Annotated in this window: 17 protein-coding genes; 9 read left to right on the top strand and 8 right to left on the bottom strand. The window is 58.0% G+C overall.

Annotated features, from left to right (window positions below; genetic code table 11):
• Positions 1-6: 6 nt before the first annotated feature.
• Positions 7-957 carry a branched-chain amino acid ABC transporter permease gene (locus tag HF679_RS12400; RefSeq protein ID WP_187042094.1) on the bottom strand — a complete coding sequence of 317 codons (951 nt, stop codon included), beginning with the start codon at positions 955-957 and terminating at the stop codon, positions 7-9.
• 171 nt (positions 958-1,128) lie between these two features.
• On the opposite strand from HF679_RS12400, the gene HF679_RS12395 reads away from it, so the two are divergent.
• The 6 genes from HF679_RS12395 (at position 1,129) to HF679_RS12370 (ending at position 8,167) form a co-directional block, all read left to right on the top strand.
• Positions 1,129-2,058 (top strand): LysR substrate-binding domain-containing protein, encoded by a 930-nt coding sequence (locus HF679_RS12395; protein WP_123755805.1) that lies wholly within the window; start codon positions 1,129-1,131, stop codon positions 2,056-2,058.
• 212 nt (positions 2,059-2,270) lie between these two features.
• Positions 2,271-4,151 carry a beta-glucoside-specific PTS transporter subunit IIABC gene (locus HF679_RS12390; RefSeq protein ID WP_154143517.1) on the top strand — a complete coding sequence of 627 codons (1,881 nt, stop codon included), beginning with the start codon at positions 2,271-2,273 and terminating at the stop codon, positions 4,149-4,151.
• Positions 4,148-5,572, top strand: coding sequence for a glycoside hydrolase family 1 protein (locus tag HF679_RS12385; protein WP_187042093.1), 1,425 nt, complete (start codon positions 4,148-4,150; stop codon positions 5,570-5,572). Before HF679_RS12390 ends, HF679_RS12385 begins: the two co-directional genes overlap by 4 nt.
• On the top strand, positions 5,569-6,408 hold the full coding sequence (gene licT, locus HF679_RS12380; RefSeq protein ID WP_123755808.1) for a BglG family transcription antiterminator LicT: 840 nt from the start codon (positions 5,569-5,571) through the stop codon (positions 6,406-6,408). Before HF679_RS12385 ends, licT begins: the two co-directional genes overlap by 4 nt.
• 150 nt (positions 6,409-6,558) lie before the next feature.
• The gene (locus HF679_RS12375; RefSeq protein ID WP_123755809.1) at positions 6,559-6,897 is read left to right on the top strand and encodes a helix-turn-helix domain-containing protein; all 339 of its coding nucleotides are present in this window, start codon (positions 6,559-6,561) and stop codon (positions 6,895-6,897) included.
• Positions 6,887-8,167 carry a type II toxin-antitoxin system HipA family toxin gene (locus tag HF679_RS12370; RefSeq protein WP_187043052.1) on the top strand — a complete coding sequence of 427 codons (1,281 nt, stop codon included), beginning with the start codon at positions 6,887-6,889 and terminating at the stop codon, positions 8,165-8,167. Before HF679_RS12375 ends, HF679_RS12370 begins: the two co-directional genes overlap by 11 nt.
• A 108-nt stretch (positions 8,168-8,275) precedes the next feature.
• Here HF679_RS12370 and HF679_RS12365 read toward each other — a convergent pair whose 3' ends face one another.
• The 5 genes from HF679_RS12365 to HF679_RS12345 all read right to left on the bottom strand — a co-directional run bounded on the left by HF679_RS12365 (position 8,276) and on the right by HF679_RS12345 (position 14,815).
• On the bottom strand, positions 8,276-9,280 hold the full coding sequence (locus HF679_RS12365; protein ID WP_123755811.1) for a LacI family DNA-binding transcriptional regulator: 1,005 nt from the start codon (positions 9,278-9,280) through the stop codon (positions 8,276-8,278).
• A 30-nt stretch (positions 9,281-9,310) separates the two neighbouring features.
• A complete protein-coding gene (locus tag HF679_RS12360; protein WP_123755812.1) occupies positions 9,311-10,711 on the bottom strand; it encodes a sucrose-6-phosphate hydrolase in 1,401 nt (466 codons plus the stop codon).
• Positions 10,711-12,081, bottom strand: coding sequence for a sucrose-specific PTS transporter subunit IIBC (locus tag HF679_RS12355; RefSeq protein ID WP_123755813.1), 1,371 nt, complete (start codon positions 12,079-12,081; stop codon positions 10,711-10,713). Before HF679_RS12355 ends, HF679_RS12360 begins: the two co-directional genes overlap by 1 nt.
• A 126-nt stretch (positions 12,082-12,207) precedes the next feature.
• Positions 12,208-13,725, bottom strand: coding sequence for a carbohydrate porin (locus HF679_RS12350; RefSeq protein WP_123755814.1), 1,518 nt, complete (start codon positions 13,723-13,725; stop codon positions 12,208-12,210).
• Between the two features lie 166 nt (positions 13,726-13,891).
• The gene (locus tag HF679_RS12345) at positions 13,892-14,815 is read right to left on the bottom strand and encodes an aminoimidazole riboside kinase (RefSeq protein WP_187042092.1); all 924 of its coding nucleotides are present in this window, start codon (positions 14,813-14,815) and stop codon (positions 13,892-13,894) included.
• Positions 14,816-15,063: 248 nt separating this feature from the next.
• Here HF679_RS12345 and HF679_RS12340 point away from each other — a divergent pair, with 248 nt between their 5' ends.
• The 3 genes from HF679_RS12340 (at position 15,064) to HF679_RS12330 (ending at position 17,291) form a co-directional block, all read left to right on the top strand.
• Positions 15,064-15,705, top strand: a complete 642-nt coding sequence (locus tag HF679_RS12340) for a helix-turn-helix domain-containing protein (RefSeq protein WP_123755815.1) — start codon at positions 15,064-15,066, stop codon at positions 15,703-15,705.
• 99 nt (positions 15,706-15,804) lie between these two features.
• Complete coding sequence (locus tag HF679_RS12335) at positions 15,805-16,149, top strand: DUF3302 domain-containing protein (protein ID WP_123755816.1); 345 nt, start codon at positions 15,805-15,807, stop codon at positions 16,147-16,149.
• Complete coding sequence (locus HF679_RS12330) at positions 16,149-17,291, top strand: HlyD family secretion protein (RefSeq protein WP_123755817.1); 1,143 nt, start codon at positions 16,149-16,151, stop codon at positions 17,289-17,291. The genes HF679_RS12335 and HF679_RS12330 overlap by 1 nt, the downstream gene beginning before the upstream one ends.
• Positions 17,292-17,337: 46 nt before the next feature.
• Here the strand turns inward: HF679_RS12330 and HF679_RS12325 are convergent, their stop codons facing one another.
• Positions 17,338-18,141 (bottom strand): ABC transporter ATP-binding protein, encoded by an 804-nt coding sequence (locus HF679_RS12325; protein WP_123755818.1) that lies wholly within the window; start codon positions 18,139-18,141, stop codon positions 17,338-17,340.
• Positions 18,138-19,220, bottom strand: a complete 1,083-nt coding sequence (locus tag HF679_RS12320) for a FecCD family ABC transporter permease (RefSeq protein ID WP_123755819.1) — start codon at positions 19,218-19,220, stop codon at positions 18,138-18,140. Before HF679_RS12320 ends, HF679_RS12325 begins: the two co-directional genes overlap by 4 nt.
• Between the last annotated feature and the right edge of the window lie 5 nt (positions 19,221-19,225).

The raw sequence follows: 19,225 nt of genomic DNA, 5'->3' as shown, positions 1-19,225 counted from the left end.
TCTCTCCTAAGCCCGGTGCGCGACGCGTTCGCCGAGCAAACCGGCAGGGCGGAAGACCAGCACCAGAATCAGCACCATAAAGGCAAAGATATCCTGATAGTTGCTGCCGAAGACGCCGTTGGTCAGGTCGCCGAGATAACCGGCGCCCAGGGATTCGATCAGGCCCAGCAGCAGGCCGCCGACCATGGCTCCGCGAATGTTGCCGATGCCGCCGAGTACCGCGGCGGTAAACGCTTTAATGCCGGGCAGAAAGCCCATCGAGAAGCTGGCATTGCCGTAGTTGCTGGCCATCATCACCCCGGCCAGGGCCGCAAACGCGCCGCCAATGGCAAAGGTCAGGGCAATAATGGCGTTGGGGTTAACGCCCATCAGCGTGGCGATACGCGGGTTTTCCGCCACCGCGCGCATGCCGCGGCCCAGGCGGGTAAATTCCACCAGCAGCCACAGGCCGAGCATCACCGCCAGCGCCAGCGCGACGGTGACGATGCCGGTCACGGTGACGATCGCCGGCGGGTGCCCGGCGCTGCCGTGGGTCACGGCGATCGGGTCCATCGGCAGGATCTGCGGGAACATTAGCGGGTTACGGGACCAGACGATCATCGCCACGGTTTGCAGCAGTACCGAAACGCCGATCCCGGAGATCAGCGGCGCCAGGCGCGGCGCGTTGCGCAGGCGACGGTAGGCAAAGCGCTCCACCGCCATGGCCAGCAGGCCGCAGATGATCATTGCCAGCATCAACGCCAGCACCAGTTGCGCCAGCGGCGACAGACCGGGGAAATGGGCATTCAACGCATTCATCCCGGACAGCGTGGTCAACGCGCCGACCATCAGGATATCGCCGTGGGCGAAGTTAATAATCCGCAGAATGCCATACACCATGGTATAGCCGAGGGCGATTAGGGCGTAGATGCTGCCGAGCATGACCCCGTTTATAAGTTGTTGTATGAGAGTGTCCAACTGAATAACCCGACAATGTGCTCAAATTACGGCTACCATCTAATAAATGAATTAAATTGTAAAATACGGATATATTCTTTCTTATGAAGTTTGTGATTATTTGTATCTTTATGATTTTTAATCATATTAAATGAGCGGCAAAAACGTGGACTGCACTAAGAAAATCAACATATGAAAAAAACAGAATCATTGGCGGGGCCGGAACTCACCACCGAAAGCACGTTGACCAACGATCCGCCGCTGCGGGCGGTGCGCGCGTTTGAGGCTATCGCCCGTCTGGGCAGCGTGACGCAGGCCGCCCGGGAGCTGGCTATTTCACCCTCGGCGGTGAGCCATCAGCTGAAAGTGCTGGAGGAGTACCTGCAAATTTCGCTGACCGAAAGGCAGGGCCGGCGGCTGACCCTGAGCCAGCAGGGGCGGGAGTATTACCGCTCGATCCGCGCGGCGTTTAATGTGCTGCGCCAGGCCACCGAGCATCTGGTGGATCAGGTGCAAACTCAGCAGGTGACGATCAGCCTGATCCCGCTGTTCGGGATGGGCTGGTTTATTCCTCGCCTGCCGTCTTTTGTCCACGCCAACCCCCATACCGAAATCAACGTGGTCTATGCCAACCATCGTAACTATCTGAGCGATGCATCGGACATGTCGATTCGTTTTGGCGACGGGCAGTGGGCCGGATATCAGAGCGAAAAGTTGATATCCGGCAGAATGGTGCCGGTATGCAGCCGGGCGTTTATCCGCCTGCACGGGCATATCGATACGCCGGAACAGCTACTGCAGATGCCGTTGCTCCATGACGAGGAGCGCACGACGTGGAACCAGTGGTTTGTTCAGCAGGGGGTGAAACGCCCGCCGCGCTCGACGGGGCCGCTGTTTGAAGATGGCCTGCTGACCCTGGCGGGCGTTCAGGCGGGCCTCGGCTGCGCCCTGATGCGCGAACCGCTGATCGCGCCCTATCTGAACAGCGGCGAGCTGGTGAAAATCATCGACGCCACCATCGAGGATGGCCGGGATTACTACCTTTGCGTGCGCCAGGACAGCGATATGACGGCGAACGCGAAACTCTTGCAGAGCTGGTTACGCCACCAGGCTCTGGGTTGATATTGACTTAAGAATTTACTTAATCCAGTTCACACTTTTGTTCGGTCGCCATTGAAATCGGTAAAGGCCGCTGAGATAATCCGCCGAAATAACCCATTTTTATGATGGCGTGCTACTGCGAAAGCAGGCAAGACCAAAATAGGAATGCTCTCCCGTATATGGGGAGCGTCTCTGTTTTGGTCTTTTTTTTTGCCCCAACACCAGGGAACACTATGAACTATAACGAAACAGCAGAAAAAATCCTCCACGCGGTGGGCGGTGCGGAAAATATCCGTATGCTCACCCACTGCGCAACCCGGCTGCGCATGGAGTTTAACGACCGCGCGCAGGTCAACGATGCACAGATTGGCACCATTCCCGGCGTCATCAGCGTGGTGGAGAAGGGCGGCCAGTTCCAGATTGTCATCGGCAATGAAGTGCAGCAGGTGTACCGCCTGCTCAATAAAGCGCTGCCGGAGAAGAAAAACCCGGCAGGCGGCGATAAAAACGCCAAACCGGCCGGTATCGTCGCGCGCATTATCAGCGTCATTTCCACCACCTTTACCCCGGTTATCCCGGCGATTACCGGCGCGGGGATGATCAAAGCGCTGCTGGCGATCCTCAAACTGACGGGAGCGATCAGCGAAACCAGCTCGACCTGGCAGTTGCTGAATATCATTGCCGACGCCGCCTTCTTCTTCCTGCCGGTGCTGCTGGCCTACGGGGCGTCGCTGAAGTTTGAATGCAACCCGATTCTGGCGATGACCCTCGCCGGCGTGCTGCTGCATCCGGGCATCGGCCAGATGCTGGCGGCCGGTAAAGCGGTCGATTTTGTCGGCATCAACGTGCTGCTTTCCGATTACGCCGGGTCGGTGCTGCCGATCATCCTGACGGTGTGGCTGATGTCGTGGGTGGAGCGCTTTGCCGAAAAAGTGTCGCCTTCGATTATCAAGTTTTTCATCAAGCCGATGCTGATCCTGTTGATCACCGCGCCGCTGGCGCTGGTGGTGGTGGGGCCGGCGGGCATTTTGCTTAACGATCTGGTGGCCGCCGGAGCAGGCGCTATCGACCGCCACGCCAGCTGGTTAATCCCGATGCTGATGGGCACCCTGCAACCCTTCCTGATTATTACCGGTACCGCCTGGGCGATGACGCCGATTGCCACCGGGCAGCTCAGTAAAAATGGCTTCGAAATGATTAACGGCCCGGGGATGCTGGCGTCGAACGTGGCGATGGGCGCGGCGACGCTGTGCGTGGCGCTGAAAACCAAAAATAGCAACCTGCGCCAGCTGGCCTCGTCATCTGGTTTTACCGCGCTGCTGGGGATCACCGAACCGGCGCTGTACGGGGTGCTGCTCAAGTTCCGCCGCGTGATGATTGCCGCGATGATTGGCGGCGGCTGCGCCGGGATGTACGCGGGCTTTAGCGGGCTGGTGCGCTACGCCTTTGTCTCGCCTGGCCTGGCGGCGCTGCCGGCGTTTATCGGTGAAAACCCGATGAACATCGTCCATGCGCTGGTAACCTGCGCGATCTCCATTGTGGTGACCTTTACCCTGACCTGGTTTATCGCCTTTAAAGATGCGCCCGAGGAGCAAGATGCGGCTGAGCCGACGCCGCCGCCTGTCATCAGCCCGAAAAACGATGGCGACATCGAGGTGCTCAGCCCGCTGCGTGGTCAGGTCGTGCCGTTAAGCGACGTGAATGATGACGTTTTTGCCAGCGGCTTGCTGGGGCAAGGGGTCGCGATTCGCCCGCAGGAGGGATGCCTGAAAGCGCCGTTTAACGGCAAGGTGATGATGTTTCTGCCGTCATGCCATGCGGTTGGTTTACAAAGCGAAAGTGGGCTTGAACTGCTGGTGCATATCGGGATTGATACCGTTAACCTCAACGGCCAGCACTTCAGCTCCTCGCTGAAAGTCGGGGATGTGGTGGAAGCCGGGCAGGAGCTGATCCGCTTTGATATCGCCGCCATCGAGCGTGCCGGATACGATGTGATTACCCCGGTGGTGGTGGTCAATGGCGATGAACATTGCCAGCTCAGTGTTACCGCCGCCACACAGGTGAATTATGGCGAGTCGCTGATGGTGCAATCCGCGAAGGAGGCTCAGGCATGATCTACCAACAGCAGGCCCGATTCCCGGACGGTTTTTTGTGGGGAGCTTCGACCTCGGCCTATCAGGTCGAGGGGGCGTGGAACGAAGACGGTAAGGGACCGTCAGTTGTCGATATGCTCAGCCACCCGCCGGGCACGGCGGATTTTCGTGTCGCCAGCGACCACTACCATCGCGTGGAGGAGGATGTTGCTCTGATGGCGCAGATGGGGCTGAAGGCCTACCGCTTTTCGGTGGCCTGGTCGCGGGTGATCCCCGACGGCGACGGCCCGGTTAACCCCGCCGGGCTGGCATTTTACCACCGTCTGATCGACGCGCTGGTCCGCCACCAGATCACGCCGATCGTCACGTTGTACCACTTTGACCTGCCGTGGGCGCTGGAGCTCAAAGGGGGCTGGATGCGTCGCGAGACCGGCGAAGCATTTGTCCGCTATGCCCGGCTGCTGTTCAACGAGTTTGCCGATAAAGTACCGCTGTGGCTGACGATCAACGAACAGAACACCATGATCCTCCACCCAGGCGCAATTGGCGTACCTGCCGATCGGGCGCTGCCGGACAAAAAGGCGCTGTACCAGCATAACCACCATATGATGCTGGCTCAGGCGCAGATCTTTGCCCTGTGCCACCGTGAGTTTCCTGGGCTGCGCATCGGCCCGGCGATCAATACCACCTCGATGTACGCCGGCAGCTGTAAACCGGAAGATGCCATCGCCGCGCATAACTGGGAAACGCTGCGCTGCTGGAGCTTTCTCGATGTTGCGGTGCACGGGCGCTACAACGCCCTGGCGTGGGCCTATCTTGAGGATCGCGGCCTCGCGCCGGAAATGCTGCCGGAAGATGCTTTAATTTTACAGCAGGGGCGCCCTGATTTTATCGCCATCAACTACTACTCGACGGCCACTATCGTGGCCAGCCGGGGAGACGGCAATGATGTCGCGCCCCGCGCCGGCGATCAGCAAATTATGCTGGGGGAAACCGGGGTGTATCGTCCGGCGGAAAATCCGTGGGTCGATAAAACGCCCTACGGCTGGGTGGTGGACCCGGTCGGCCTACGCCTGACGCTGCGCAAAGTGTGCGAGCGCTACGGCCTGCCGATTCTGATCAGCGAAAACGGTATGGGGGCGCCGGATAAGCTGGAGCACGACGGGACGGTGAATGATGATTACCGTATCGCTTTCCTTGCGGCGCATATCGAGCAAATGCGCCTGGCGATTGCCGACGGCGTCGAGCTGATGGGCTACTGCCCGTGGGCGGCAATTGACGTGGTCAGCACGCACCAGGGCTATGCCAAGCGCTACGGGTTTATTTATGTCGACCGCGGCGAGGAGTCGCTGAAGAGTCTGCAAAGGATCCGCAAGCGCAGCTTCTGGTGGTATAAGGATGTCATCAGGCAAAACGGCAACCACCACGAGTCTCAACCATGATTGTTCAGAAGGTGCTCAATAATAGCCTTGTGCTCTCTGCCGACGACGATAACCGGGAGGTTATCGTTATGGGGAAAGGTATTGGCTTTAACAGCCGACCGGGGGATGAGATAGCGGCGGAGAAGATCGAGAAGCTGTTCGTGACCCAGACGCTGGGCACGCGCAGCGGCTATCTGGAGGCGCTGTCGGCGATCCCGGATGAGGTGATCGAAATGGCGGCGATGATTCTCTCCCGTGCCAATATGCAGCTGGCCAGCAAGGTCCGCGAGCAGATTTTCTTTACCCTCGCCGACCACCTGACGTTTGCCATCGAGCGCAGCCGCAAAGGGATCGCCATTCAAAACCGCCTGCTGCCGGAAGTCCGGCGCTTTTACCCGCAGCAGTTCCGCATCGCCAGCGAGGCGGTGACGATTATTCGCCAGCAGTACGCCATTGAACTACCGGAAGAAGAAGCCGGCAATATCGCGTTTCATCTGGTCAACGGCCAGAGCGAGGGCGATGACGTGGCGCAGACCATGCAGTCGGTGAAAATGCTGAAGGATATTTTTAATCTTGTGCAGTATCACTTTAAGCAGGAGATAGACACCGAATCGATTAACTACTCGCGCTTTCTGGTCCATATGCAGTTCTTCCTGCAGCGTTTACAGGAAGGGGAACTGGACGGCGCGCGGGACAGTTTCCTGCTGGTGCAGGTGATTAAGGAGTACCCGGAAGCCTACCGCTGCGCGCTGCTGATCCGCGATTACGTCAAGGCCCAGCTCGATATGACCCTCGGCGGGAACGAGCTGCTGTGGCTCACCGTCCACCTGGTGCGGATCACCGGCCTTGATGCATGAATTTGTTCTATTAATAGTGCGTATTATTAACTTTTGAGTCATTTATAGGACATCATTACATTGTGCCTGCTTCAGTCGGTTGAATTGTGATGTTCTATAAACAGGATATACTTGCAAGATATGCGCTATTAATAAGACAAGAGATTCACCATGGCAAAGCCTTCAGCTCGAACCTACTCCCGTTACAGTCGCGATGCTGCCCGACTGCTGGGTATGATGATCCGTACCGCACGCATCGAATCCAAACTCACCATTGAAGAGCTGGCGGAACGTGCCGGCGTATCGCGCGGGCTCGTCTATCGTGCTGAAGAAGGGGATATGGGATGTGCGATTGGTGCCGTGTTTGAACTGGCGACCATCGTGGGGGTGCCGCTGTTTACACCCGACAGATCGGCTATGTCATTGCATCTCGCAAACGCCGAGAAAACGCTGTCGCTGATGCCACGCGCAGTCCATCACTCAAGGAAAGAGATAAATGATGATTTCTGATAATCATATTGCACAGGTGTATGTCTGGATCTGGTTTCCCGGCGCCACGGAGCCGGTTGTCGCAGGCGTATTAAGCAGGGATAACCATCGTTTTATCTTCAACTACGGTCGCAGTTATCTGGAGCGAAAAGAGGCGATAGCGGTTTATGCGCCGGAACTTCCGCTGGTCAGAGGCGCTATTTTCCCTGCGCCAGGCTTACTGCAGGCGAGTGCGTTACGCGATGCTGCACCTGACGCCTGGGGGCGGAGAGTGATTCTGAACCGGCTGATGGGGGCACAAGGGAGAAATAGCGATCCCAACACGCTGGATGAAATGACCTACTTACTTGAGTCCGGCTCTGACCGGATTGGTGGCCTTGATTTCCAGCGTTCATCGACGGAGTACGTTCCACGTTCGCCGCGAGGGGCATCGCTTGAAGAACTTATGCAGGCCGCGTCGATGGTGGAAAACGGTATACCGTTAACCGTTGATCTTGAACAGGCGTTATTTCATGGTACTTCACTTGGTGGCGCGCGGCCAAAAGCGATGATTGAATTCGGGGAGCGTAAATTTATTGCCAAATTCTCTTCTTCGACGGACACCTATAACGTTGTTAAAGGTGAATATATCGCCATGCGCCTGGCTGCCAGCGTTGGTTTAAATGTTGCACCTGTTCTCTTTCGTCATACAGCCGGTAAAGATGTTCTGCTTATTGAGCGTTTCGATCGCCTGCGAAGCCAGACCGGATGGCAGCGTCGCCTGATGGTTTCTGCGCTGACCATTTTGGGCCTTGATGAGATGATGGCAAGGTATGCAAGCTACGAGGAGCTGACGGATATCATACGCCAGCGTTTTAGCGCACCTAAAGAAACGCTACGGGAACTGTTTGGTCGTCTCGTCTTCAACGTTATTTGCGGCAACACCGACGATCATGCCAGAAATCATGCGGCATTCTGGGATGGTAAAGCGCTTAGCCTGACGCCTGCATATGATATTTGTCCTCAAGGACGCGCAGGCAATGAAGCCACGCAGGCGATGCTGATCGTTGGTGAAAATCGGATGAGTAATCTTGCCGTATGCCTGTCGGCAGCTTCCCGATTTTTGCTGAGTGAACGTGAAGCCACTGAGCTTATTTCGCATTATCTCGAAACGGTCCGTATGAACTGGAAAGCCATTTGCGATGAGGTAGAACTAAGTGAAGTAGATAGAAAACTATTTTGGGGAAGGATGTTCCTCAATCCGTTCATTTTTGAAGGTGCGCCGGAAGTGATGATGGCACTACGCCAGTAGCGTACTCGACGCATTCGATGCCGCGTCAGTTTAACGCGGCAAAGTCAATTATCTGCTAAAGACTCATCTGACGTTTTTCAATGCCATCACTCACATCGCGCGGGTAAATCAACGATGGCGAATTTGCAGCGTCGCCGGCAGGTAGCGCTGTAGCGGCTCGGGCGTATTGCCCTCAATCAGCTGGCTTATCAGATCGTAGCAGTGCCAGGCCAACTGGCGGTTATCCTGCTGCACGGTGTCGATACGCAGCGACAGCGAATCGTACAGATAGTGGTCGTCGAAGCTCGCCAGATGGATCCCGGAATCCAGTAAATGGTGCTGACTCATATAGCGCAGCACCCCTTCCAGCAGGCCGCAGGCCGCAGTGAACAGTGCCTTTGGCGGTCGTCCAAGGCGCGCGCAGAGCGCGGCAAACATCTCGTAGCCGGAGCTGGGATGATAGTTGCCGTTAATCACCCACTCGGGGCGGAGCTCCACCCCGGCGTTCGCCAGCCCTTGGGTAAAACCGGCCAGACGATCGCGCGATGGCGACAGCCGCGGCTGCCCGCCGAGGAACCAGAATTCGTCGCGATGCTGCGGCGCAATGCGCGAAATCAGTTCCGCCGTCGGGCTGACGGAGTCGGTCATCACCAGCGGCAGCGTGCTCTCGCTGGGGCAGCGGTCAAACAGCACCACCGGCAGCTGCTCGCTGAGCTTGAGGTAATCGGCATCGTTGTGCATGCACGAGGCGACAATCAGCCCGTCAACCTGGCGGGCGATCATGTTATTGACCACCATGCTCTCCTGGGCCGGATTTTCATCGGTGCAGGAGATGAGCAACTGAACGCCGGCCTCGCGGCACAGCATTTCCAGTTCGTGGGAGAAAACGGCAAACCCGTAGTTAGTGATTTCAGGGACCACCAGGCCGATGGTATGGCTACGGTTATCCCGCAGCGAGCGGGCGTGAATACTGGGCTGGTAATGTTGTTCGCGGGCGATCGCCAGCACACGGTCGCGGGTTTCCTGCGCCACGCGGAGCTCTTTACCGCGACCGTTCAGCACCAGGCTGGCGGTCGCCTTTGAGACACCCGCCAGCTCGGCGATATCTTTAATAGTAACGCGTTTGGTTTTCATCACGACAGCATGCGCCTGAAAGTAAAACGCTTATACTACCATGCATGACCTCAGCGACCAGTAGCAGAATGTCGCCGGCGTCGCACCGCTGAACACCACTTCCCCTGGATAGCGCGGGAAGAAGCGGCTGCTCATCACCCCCGCACCGTCATTAATAAAGATTTCCACGCTTGAACGGTCGATGAAAATCCGCAACGTCTGAATATCGCCGCGCCAGTAGCGATAGAGCATCTCGTCGCTGACGAGGCTGCGTCGCGCGAGACGAATGCCGTGGGCATCGCGCTCCAGCGTTAACGCGCCGCCGAAATCGATGCTGAACGCCGCGTCGCCGGCGGTTGCCAGTTCGATTTCCATCGGTTCCAGCGGCAGAGGCTGCGGCTGCCAGCCGTGGGCGTCGCCGCGCAGGGCGGTCAGCTCGCGCAGCGGGCGTTGATACAGCGTGCCGTTGTGCCACTCCAGCTCGCGCAGGCAGGTCATCTGATGGATCCAGCCGTTAGCCAGCGTTGGCTGGTGCATCTCTTCGCCATCCGGCACCCCCATCCAGCCGACCAGCACCCGACGGCCATCGGGGGTCTGCATGGTTTGCGGGGCATAAAACTCGAACCCGGCATCCAGCTCGTGCAGCTCACCGTGGCTGAAGCGGGCGCTGGCGTAATCGACATCGCCGGCCATCCACACCGCCGGGTAGCTATTGAGAAAACGTTCCGCCTCGCGGGTGACGCCCTGCGGGCAGCAAATCAGGATCTGCTGGTCGCCGAGGGGAAACAGGTCCGGGCATTCCCACATATAGCCCGCGTCGGTGAGGTGGTTGATCCCGTAGCCCGCGATTTCGCCTTCGTGAGTCCACTGGTGCAGGTCGGGGGAGCTGAACAGCAGCACTTTGCCGTGCTTTTGCCGATCCTGAGCACCCAGCACCATGTACCAGCGGCCCTCGTGCTGCCACACTTTCGGGTCGCGCACGTGCCCGGTGTAGCCCTCCGGCAGCGGCAGCACCGGGCCGAGTTTGCTGAAGGTGCCGTCGGCATTTTCCGTCGCCAGGCACTGCCAGGCGGTCCGGCTGCCGTCGCTGAATTTAACGTTGCCGGTGTAGCACAGGGTCAGCGTCCCGTTGTTATCCACCGCGCTGCCGGAATAGCAGCCGTTACGGTCATACTCTTCGTCGGGCATCAGGGCGATCGGTTCATGCTGCCACTGCAGCAGGTCGGCGGAGCTCCAGTGCGCCCAGCACTTAAAGGTATGGTCGCAGGCGAGGGGGTTCCACTGATAAAACAGGTGGTAGCGACCGTTGAAGGTCACAAAACCGTTGGGATCGTTCATCAGCCCGGTCACCGGCGCATGGTGCCAGCGAGGATAGTGCTCGTCGGCCAGCGCACGCGGCTGGCCTTGCATAACGGCCTGCAAAATCGCAGGCAGCCGTGAGGGAAGTGACATTATTCAGCGTCCGTTTTGTATTTCAGCAGCAGAGAGACGGTAAAGGCAACGCCGAAGGCGATAACCATCCCAATAATGTAGTTCAGCAGCGAACTGGCCTGCACGATCGCCATGCCGGGGATCGCCGTCAGGCCCACCGCCGTCATATAGACATGCATGGATACCACCCAGGCACCGCCCGCCGCGCCGCCGATTAACGCGGCGATAAACGGCTTCACAAAGCGCAGGTTAATCCCGAAAATCGCCGCCTCGGTGATCCCCAGCATCGCAGAAAATGCCGACGGCAGGGTAATGGCTTTGATTTTGGCATCTTTGGTTTTAAACCACACCGCCAGGCAGGCGCCACCCTGAGCGACGTTAGCCATGGCCCAAATCGGCAGCAGGAAGTTCACGCCGATGGCGGGATTGCCCAGCAGCCCGGCCTCGATGGCGTGGAAGCTGTGGTGGATCCCGGTAATAACGATAACCGAATAGAGACCGCCAAACAGCAGCCCTGCCAGCCAGCCGGCATGGGTAATCAACGTGCTGAGAATAAACGAAATGCCGTCACCCAGCGCGCGTCCGGCCGGGCCGATAATCAGCAGGGCGATAAAGCCTGAAATGATCACCGTCAGGAATGGCGTGAGGATGAGATCCAGCGCGTCAGGGATCACCCGGCGCAGCTGCTTCTCGACGATGCTCATAAACCACACCGCCAGCAGCACCGGGAACACCGTCCCCTGGTAGCCGATCATCGCCACTTCCAGACCAAAAAAGTTCATGCTGTGGAAACCCGCCGCGACGCCCCAGGCGTTGGTCAGCGCCGGGTGGGTCAGAATGCCGCCGAGCGTCGCCCCCAGATAGGGGTTACCGCCAAACTCGCGGGCGGCGGTAAAGCCAATCAATATCGGCAGAATAATAAACGCCGCCGAGCTGCACATATCGAGAATAATGTAGATCGCGTTGCTCGGGTCGACCCAGCCGTAGGTTTTGACCATCCCCAGCAGGCCCATCAGCAGGCCGGAGGCGACGATCGCCGGAATGATCGGCACGAAGATATTCGACAGCAGGCGGGCGATGCGCTGGAACGGATTCAGTTTTTTCGCCGCCATGTCGGCGGCTTCCGATTTGCTGGATTCGCCAACCCCAGCCACCTGGATAAAGGCGGCGTAGACTTTATTCACCACCCCGGTGCCGAAAATAATCTGCATCTGTCCGGCGTTACGGAAACAGCCTTTTACCCCTTCGATTTTACCGATGGCCTGCTGATCGGCGAGCGAGTCATCGACCAGCACCAGACGCAGGCGCGTGGCGCAGTGCGCGGCGCTGGCGATATTTTCCTTGCCTCCCAACAGGGGAAGCAGCGAGCGGGAAATGTGTTCAAAATCCATAGTACCCTCTGAATGTATTAGCTATTGTTTCCGTATTCACGGGGGCGCAGTGTCTGCGTCATTATTGTTCCGGGGCGGCGCATGGTGCTCGCTGCCCCGGCTTGCTCTGGTGTCAGGCGTGGTTTATCAGAACCAGGTTTCCATCTGCATACCGAACGACCATTCGCCGCCGGATTTAAAGCCGCTGCTGCCCAGCGAGTCGTCGCTGGCGTAATTATCCAGTTTTTTGCTCCAGTCCATCCACGAGGTGTAGAAACGGATCTCCGGGCGGGTGAAGAAGTCACCGATGTTACCGACCTTGAAGGTCGGGGCGAAGGTGAGTTTATAGAAGCTGCCGTTCACCGCATTACGGTCGTTATAGCCTTCCGGTTTGAGATCCATGTACTGATAGGTGCCTTCGTAAGCGAGGGCGAAGTTCGGGTTGATCTCCTGAATCAGGCGCATGTTGACGGTGGCCCACTGGTAGCTGTCGCCATCGACATAGCGATCCTTACTGCTCTGGGCGAGGATTGCCGGAGCGATAGCCCAGTTTTTGCTGATCGGCGTGGTGCCGTAGCTGGCGAAGCGCCAGGTATTGGCTCCCGGACGCAGGGCGCCGTCGGAACCGATGCTTTTGACCTCAGCCCCCAACCCATGCCCGTAGAGCAGGGCGGTTTTGCTGGTCCCGTCACGCAGGCCGTAGAAACTGTCGTTGTGCAAACCGAGCACCGCATGCACCCCGGTATTTGCCGCGTCCCCTTTCACCAGATTGCCGTTGGTATCTTTGCGATCGTCATTGTCTTTCGCCCGCAAGCCGCTGACCATCATCTGCACCGGCCCGGCGAAGTTGTTCATGGTGACGATGTAGTTCTGGACGCTGTTGCTGGCCTCATCGATATCGCCGAAGTTGCGCCCGTACAGCGAGAGGTTGCTGCGCAGGCTGTCGTTCCACTTCACGTCATAAATCCCGCCGCCGGTCCCGGCGAGGAAGACCACGTCGGAATCGATCCAGTGAATATCGAAGTTGTCGCGGTCGAAGCGTTTCCCGGCCCACAGGGTGGATCCTTTGAACGGGCCTTCGAAGGTGGGCAGGTTGCCCAGCTCGACAAACGCCTGGCGAACGTTGAGATCGCTGGTGCTGGCGGTCCAGTCGTTGTAGGTGGTTTGTCCGTCGGCCACCATCACTTTGAAGCGGGTCGTCGCGCCGTTCTCCAGAGTCTGTTTATGCTCGAGATTCATTTCAACGTAGGTGTCGGCCTGGTTGCCCAAACGGCCGATGGCCCCGCCGGTTTCCCCAGCCGGCGTCATGTAGGCCCCGGACTGGGTGCTGGCGCCGGAGTCGTTCATGATCACCCCGGAACGGGCATAGCCATGGAACTCAAAGCCGCTGGTCTCGGCGGATTTTTTCTCCAGCTTCGCGGTGCGCTGTGCGACCTCCTGGGTGGTGTCCTGGGTTTGTTGCTGTTGCGTGGTCAACTGCTGGACTTTTTTCTCTGCCGACTCGGCGCGGTTTTCCGCCGTTTGTGCGCGGTTTTCTGCATCCTGCAACCGTTTTTCCAGCGCGATTAAACGCGCTTCGATGCTGCTGAGATCGGTCTGCGCATGGGCTGAGCCGGCGCCGGTTAGCAAAGCGATAAGAACTGCGAGTGTGCTTTTTCTGAACATTCTGGTCGCATCCCAAAAGTGAAAATGAAGATTATGTGTTTTTGCTAAACCGGTTTAGGCGCTATGTTAAACGCGATAATTGCGCGCTGTGAATATAATTTGCTAAACCGGTTTAATAATTGTGATGGATGCAACAAAGTGGGCCGCGATGGGCGGCCCGGGGGGATCAAAACTGGCGCTGAAGATCGTGCTGATAAGGCAGGGCGGTCATTGCCCCTTTGGCGGTGGTGGCGAGCGCCCCGCAGGTCTGCGCGAGGGCGATGGTGGGTTCCAGCGCCTCCAGCGTCTGCGGCATCCCATTGGCGGCAAGGCTGGCGAGCAGCCCGGCGACAAACGCATCTCCTGCTCCGGTGGTATCGACGCTGACCACCGGCTTAGCGCTGAAGTGCACCAGCTTCTGCTGGAACACCGCCAGCACGCCGGCTTTTCCCTGGGTGACCAGTAGCAAATCGGGTTGGTAGCGCTGGCTCAGAATCGCGACGCCCTGGGCTAAATCAGGGCTGCCGCTGATCAATTCCAGCTCCTCTTCGGAGAGCTTCACCACATTCGCCAGGCCCAGGGCGCGGTCGAGACAGGCGTGCAGCTGCGCCGGGTCCTGCCACAGGTCCGGGCGGATATTGGGGTCAAAACTGACCCGTCCGCCGGCCTGTTTGATCTGCGCCATCGCCGCGAAGGTGGTGCTGCGGCTGGGTTCGGCACTGAGGGCGATAGAGCAGACGTGCAGCCACTCGTTGGCGGCAAAGGTCGGCAGGTCGTCCGGCTGCAGGAACAGGTCGGCGCTGGGGCGGACCATAAAGGTGAAGCTTCGCTCGCCGCCGGGGTCAAGCTCGACCACCACGGTGGAGGTGCGGTGGTGCTCGTCGAGCCGCATATGGCTGACGTTGACCTGCTCCTGCTGCAGGGTTTGACGCATAAAGCGGCCAAAAGGGTCGTTGCCGACGCGGCCGATAAACCCGCTGTGGCCGCCGAGGCGGGCGATCCCCACCGCCACGTTGGCAGGTGCGCCGCCGGGACATTGCAGCAGGCGACCTTCCGATTCCGGCAGCAGATCCACCACGGCGTCGCCCAGTACCCATACGTTCGTTTTCATATTCATTCCACCTTCTTGCTAAACTTAATTAAAACGGTTTAGCTAATTAAAGCATAGCCCGCCAGCGATCGGAATGCCGGGGCTGATAAAGTGCGAGGCAGGGCAAGAAACGAGCCTCTGGAGGCGATAAAACAAGACGATAGCGGCAGAACTCCAGCTGTGGACTTTTACTGCCTGAGGTTCTTCTGTATATTTTCTACAGCAATGATTTGCCCGCTGCCGGTTGGTAAAGGAGAGCGCACGAAAAGATGACGAGTCGTTTTGGCAATATCCACTCTTTTTACCAGACGCTGGAACTCACGACCCACTTGCCTGAGGTTATCGCCTGTGGTGAGTCTGTGGAACTGGCCGCCGGCGACCGTTTCCAGCCCGCAGAGGGGTTTATCTACTTTGTGCTGGAAGGGAAAATGACCCTCGCCGTTGACGATGAGCAAAACCTGTTGGGGATTGTTATCGAAAATATGCCGCTGGGGTTACTGGAGTACTATTGTCCGTCGGTCAAATTAGTCTATCAGTGCCTGGAAAAATGCCGGTTTACTCAAGTGGCGGTCAGCGACTTTGAACGTATTTTCTTCCACTCGTCACCGCAGTATATGAAAGAGCTGGCGCAGATTCTGGTTTACATGAGCGTCTTCACCCTGGATGCCAGCAACGAAAGGGGCAATCTGTCTGGGTTTCAGACCATCAAATCGATGTTGTCACGCTATTTGTACCGCAGCGAAATTGATACCGGAAAGCGTGAAAGCTTGTCCGCGTTTATTATTAAACGAACGAACCTTTCAAGAAGCTATGTCTATCAGGTGCTGGCGGCGTTGAAAGCGGGGGGATATATTACGGTGAAAAAAGGGCAGCTTATTTCCATTGACCGGAAAATCCCTGAAAAATTCTGATTAATAACTGAGCGGGAAATAACAATTAATTATTTCCTGGTATCACTACGCCTTAATTCAGTTTTCCATTTATTTTTAAATTTTCTCTGGAGTTATTCTATGACCCTGGATTATGTAGCATTGGCTATCCTGGTTGCGGTAGTCCTGATCCTGTTTTACGGGGTAATTGTTATTCATGATATCCCTTATGAAATTGCGAAAAAAAGAAACCATCCGCATCAGGATGCGATTCATTACGCCGGGTGGGTGAGCTTATTTACCCTGCACGTGCTGTGGCCGCTGCTGTGGATTTGGGCCACCCTGTGGCGCGATGACCGGGGCTGGGGCATGAAAAGAATCGAAGAAAACCAGGACGATCTGCATCAGCGCTTAGAAACGGTGCTGGCCCGCCTTGACGGGGTACAGCAGGAATTAACGCTGCTGAAAGAAAAGGAGGCAAAATAATGGAAACGTTAATGCTTCTGACCTATGCCGCGCTGTGTATTGCGATATTTAAAATATTCCACATTCCATTAAATAAATGGACAGTACCGACCGCGGTATTGGGCGGCGTGATACTGATTGGCGGCGTGATTTTTGGTATGAACTATAACGCGCCGTTTACCGAAGTGGGGAATCAGGTTTTTCGTACCGTCCCGATTGTTTCGCAGGTGCGCGGTCGTGTCTTAACGGTGCCGGTGAAAGCCAACCAGATGCTGCATAAAGATGACATCCTGTTTACCATCGACCCGACGCCGTATCAGTCGAAGGTCGATGATCTGGAAGCGCAGGTGAAACAGGCCAGCCAGAACGCGCTGTCGCTGAATTCCGCACTGAACAGCGCGCAGGCCAACCTCAATAAAGCGGTGGCCGAACGTGACCAGGCGCAGCGCGAATATGCGCGTTATCAGGAAGGGCACAACAAAGGCGCCTTCTCCGATCAGATGGTGGATACCCGTCTTCAGACCTGGAAAGCCGATGAGGCCAGCGTTAAAGCCGCCCAGGCTGAAGTGGTGCGGGCGAAGAACGATTTGAACTCGGTTGTGAAGGGGGAGAATACCACCGTCGCCTCGCTGCTGGCGCAACTGCGCAAGGCCCAGTTTAAACTCGACAACACCGTGGTGCGCGCACCTTCCGACGGCTATGTCAGCACCGTTGGCCTGCGTCCTGGCACCATGTCGACCGCGCTGGGACTGGCGCCGGTGATGACGTTTGTGCCGATGGTGGCACCTGCAGATCGACTGTACGTGGCCGCCTTCCGTCAGAACTCGCTGCAGCGCCTGGAAAAAGGCGAAACGGCTGAGCTGATGTTCCCGGCGATCCCGGGCACCGTCTTCCAGGGCGAAGTGGCCGCTGTGCTGCCGGCAATTGGTGAAAGCCAGTTCCAGGGACAGGGAAAACTGCTGACGACCGCGGCGCTAAACACCCAGGGGCGTGCGCTGGTGGTGATGAAGGTCACCGACGATCGCTTCAAAAACTATAAGCTACCGCAAGGGGCGACGGTTGAAGCGGCGGTCTACTCCGACCATATGAAAGAACTGCTGCTGATCAGAAAGATCCTGATCCGCATGAAGAGCTGGGAAAACTATCTCTATCTCGACCATTAATTGACAGACGACGAACGGCCCGGGCGACAAAACCCGGGCCGTTTGCTTATCCCGCCGGGATTGCCAGACCGTCAATAATCACCTGCATGATCCCCTGAGAACAGGGTTCCACACGGCCGCGAACGCCGTACACCGCCGCTAAAATCTCCGGCGTAATCACCTGCGACGGCGGGCCGTCGGCCAGCAGCCGCCCCTCTTTTAACATCACCATATGATCGGCATGCCGCAGGGCAATATTAATATCGTGCACCACCACCAGGGTGGTGATATGCCGACGGCGGGTCTCCTTGCGCACCAGGTCCATCACATGAAACTGGTAATTTAAATCTAATGCGCTCAGGGGCTCATCGAGCAGCAGTAACGCCGGCTGGCGGATCAGCGACTGTGCCAGACCGACGAGCTGTTTCTGCCCGCCGGAAAGCTGATCGAGATAGCTGAGCGCCAGGTGCTCAATGCCCAGCAGGCGCAGCAGGGACATCACTTCTGCCGGGTTATCGGCCTGATGAAGGCCGCCCGCCGCACGCTGGGCGACGATAATCGACTCCAGCACATGCAGATGTACCCCGGCCGGCAAGGTTTGCGGCAGATAGACCACTTTTTCCGCTCGCCGGGCGAACGGCAGCGTCAGCAGGTTTTCCCCGGCCAGCGACAGCTCTCCCGTGGAGGGGCCAAGACCCGCAATGGCCCGCATCAGGGTTGATTTCCCGCTACCGTTAGGGCCGAGCAGGGCGGTGATTTTGCCACGTGGCAGGTGGGGAACCGTGAGGTCGCGGATCACCTGGCGTTTTGGATAACCGGCGTTGAAATGGCCGATCGTCAGCCCGGTTGGTTCTGGAGCATGCTGGCTCATACGTTCCCCCGATGGCGCAAAATAATGCTCAGGAAGAAGGGGACGCCGACCAGCGAGGTCACGATGCCGACCGGAATAATGGCGCCGGGGAGCAGATTTTTTGAGGCCACCGACGCCAGCGAGAGCACCAGTGCCCCGATGCAGGCGCTGGCGGGGAGATAAAACCGATGGTCCTCGCCAAACATCAGGCGCGCGATATGCGGGGCCACGAGTCCGATAAAGCCAATCGGCCCGACGAAGGCCACCGACAGCGCCGACAGAATACTGATGCGCAGCAGCGTGGTCAGCCGCAGGCGACGGACGTGAATACCAAAGCTGACGGCCCGGTCTTCACCGAGGCGCAGCGCGGTCAGTTTCCAGGCGTTGAGCATCGACAGGGGCATCACCACCGCCAGCACCGCCAGCAAAATCCCGACCTTTTGCCACGAGGCGCGATCGATGCTGCCCATGGTCCAGAACACCAGGCCCTGAAGGGTATCTTCGTTGGCGACAAACTGCAGCATCGACACCAGCGCGTTGAAGGTAAAGACCAGCGCGATACCAAACAGAATCACCCCCGAGGTCGCGACCTGGGTCCAGCGGGTGATGCCGTCCAGCAGCAGCGCCGCCAGCAGGGCGAAGATAAAGGCGTTGGCCGAAACAAACCACTGGGCGGGGATGCCGGGAATGCCGATCCCCAGCACGATAGCCAGCGCCGCGCCAAATGCCGCCGCCGAGGAGACCCCGAGGGTGAAAGGGCTGGCGAGGGGATTATTGAGGATGGTCTGCATCTCGGCTCCCGCCAGCCCCAGCGCGAGGCCAACCACCACCGCCATCAGCGCGTAAGGCAGGCGGATATCCCAGACGATCACCTGGGTTCCGGCGCCGGTGCTGCCGGGAGCGGTCAGGGTTTGCCACAGGGTATGCAGCGATATGCCGGACGGCCCGAGGACAAAATCGAGCAACAGGGAAGCGACAATCAACAGCAGCAGCACCAGCATCAGGCCGAGGCGGCGGCGCAGGATGCGGCGATAGTGCGCCATGACGTCATCCGCGTCGATGGTCGCCGTGCGGATACCGGGTTCAGTGGTTGAACTCATGCGGG

Origin of the sequence: Enterobacter sp. JUb54 (assembly GCF_014298075.1) — a bacterium.
In the GTDB taxonomy this organism is placed as follows: domain Bacteria; phylum Pseudomonadota; class Gammaproteobacteria; order Enterobacterales; family Enterobacteriaceae; genus Klebsiella; species Klebsiella lignicola.
This window is presented reverse-complemented; position numbering and strand designations above follow the sequence as displayed.

Bases quoted from the DNA above. Each gene is read 5' to 3' on its own strand.
- HF679_RS12395 (WP_123755805.1), top strand. From the start codon at position 1,129: ATGAAAAAAACAGAATCATTGGCGGGGCCGGAACTCACCACCGAAAGC.
- HF679_RS12390 (WP_154143517.1), top strand. From the start codon at position 2,271: ATGAACTATAACGAAACAGCAGAAAAAATCCTCCACGCGGTGGGCGGT.
- HF679_RS12385 (WP_187042093.1), top strand. From the start codon at position 4,148: ATGATCTACCAACAGCAGGCCCGATTCCCGGACGGTTTTTTGTGGGGA.
- licT (WP_123755808.1), top strand. From the start codon at position 5,569: ATGATTGTTCAGAAGGTGCTCAATAATAGCCTTGTGCTCTCTGCCGAC.
- HF679_RS12375 (WP_123755809.1), top strand. From the start codon at position 6,559: ATGGCAAAGCCTTCAGCTCGAACCTACTCCCGTTACAGTCGCGATGCT.
- HF679_RS12370 (WP_187043052.1), top strand. From the start codon at position 6,887: ATGATTTCTGATAATCATATTGCACAGGTGTATGTCTGGATCTGGTTT.
- HF679_RS12365 (WP_123755811.1), bottom strand. From the start codon at position 9,280: ATGAAAACCAAACGCGTTACTATTAAAGATATCGCCGAGCTGGCGGGT.
- HF679_RS12360 (WP_123755812.1), bottom strand. From the start codon at position 10,711: ATGTCACTTCCCTCACGGCTGCCTGCGATTTTGCAGGCCGTTATGCAA.
- HF679_RS12355 (WP_123755813.1), bottom strand. From the start codon at position 12,081: ATGGATTTTGAACACATTTCCCGCTCGCTGCTTCCCCTGTTGGGAGGC.
- HF679_RS12350 (WP_123755814.1), bottom strand. From the start codon at position 13,725: ATGTTCAGAAAAAGCACACTCGCAGTTCTTATCGCTTTGCTAACCGGC.
- HF679_RS12345 (WP_187042092.1), bottom strand. From the start codon at position 14,815: ATGAAAACGAACGTATGGGTACTGGGCGACGCCGTGGTGGATCTGCTG.
- HF679_RS12340 (WP_123755815.1), top strand. From the start codon at position 15,064: ATGACGAGTCGTTTTGGCAATATCCACTCTTTTTACCAGACGCTGGAA.
- HF679_RS12335 (WP_123755816.1), top strand. From the start codon at position 15,805: ATGACCCTGGATTATGTAGCATTGGCTATCCTGGTTGCGGTAGTCCTG.
- HF679_RS12330 (WP_123755817.1), top strand. From the start codon at position 16,149: ATGGAAACGTTAATGCTTCTGACCTATGCCGCGCTGTGTATTGCGATA.
- HF679_RS12325 (WP_123755818.1), bottom strand. From the start codon at position 18,141: ATGAGCCAGCATGCTCCAGAACCAACCGGGCTGACGATCGGCCATTTC.
- HF679_RS12320 (WP_123755819.1), bottom strand. From the start codon at position 19,220: ATGAGTTCAACCACTGAACCCGGTATCCGCACGGCGACCATCGACGCG.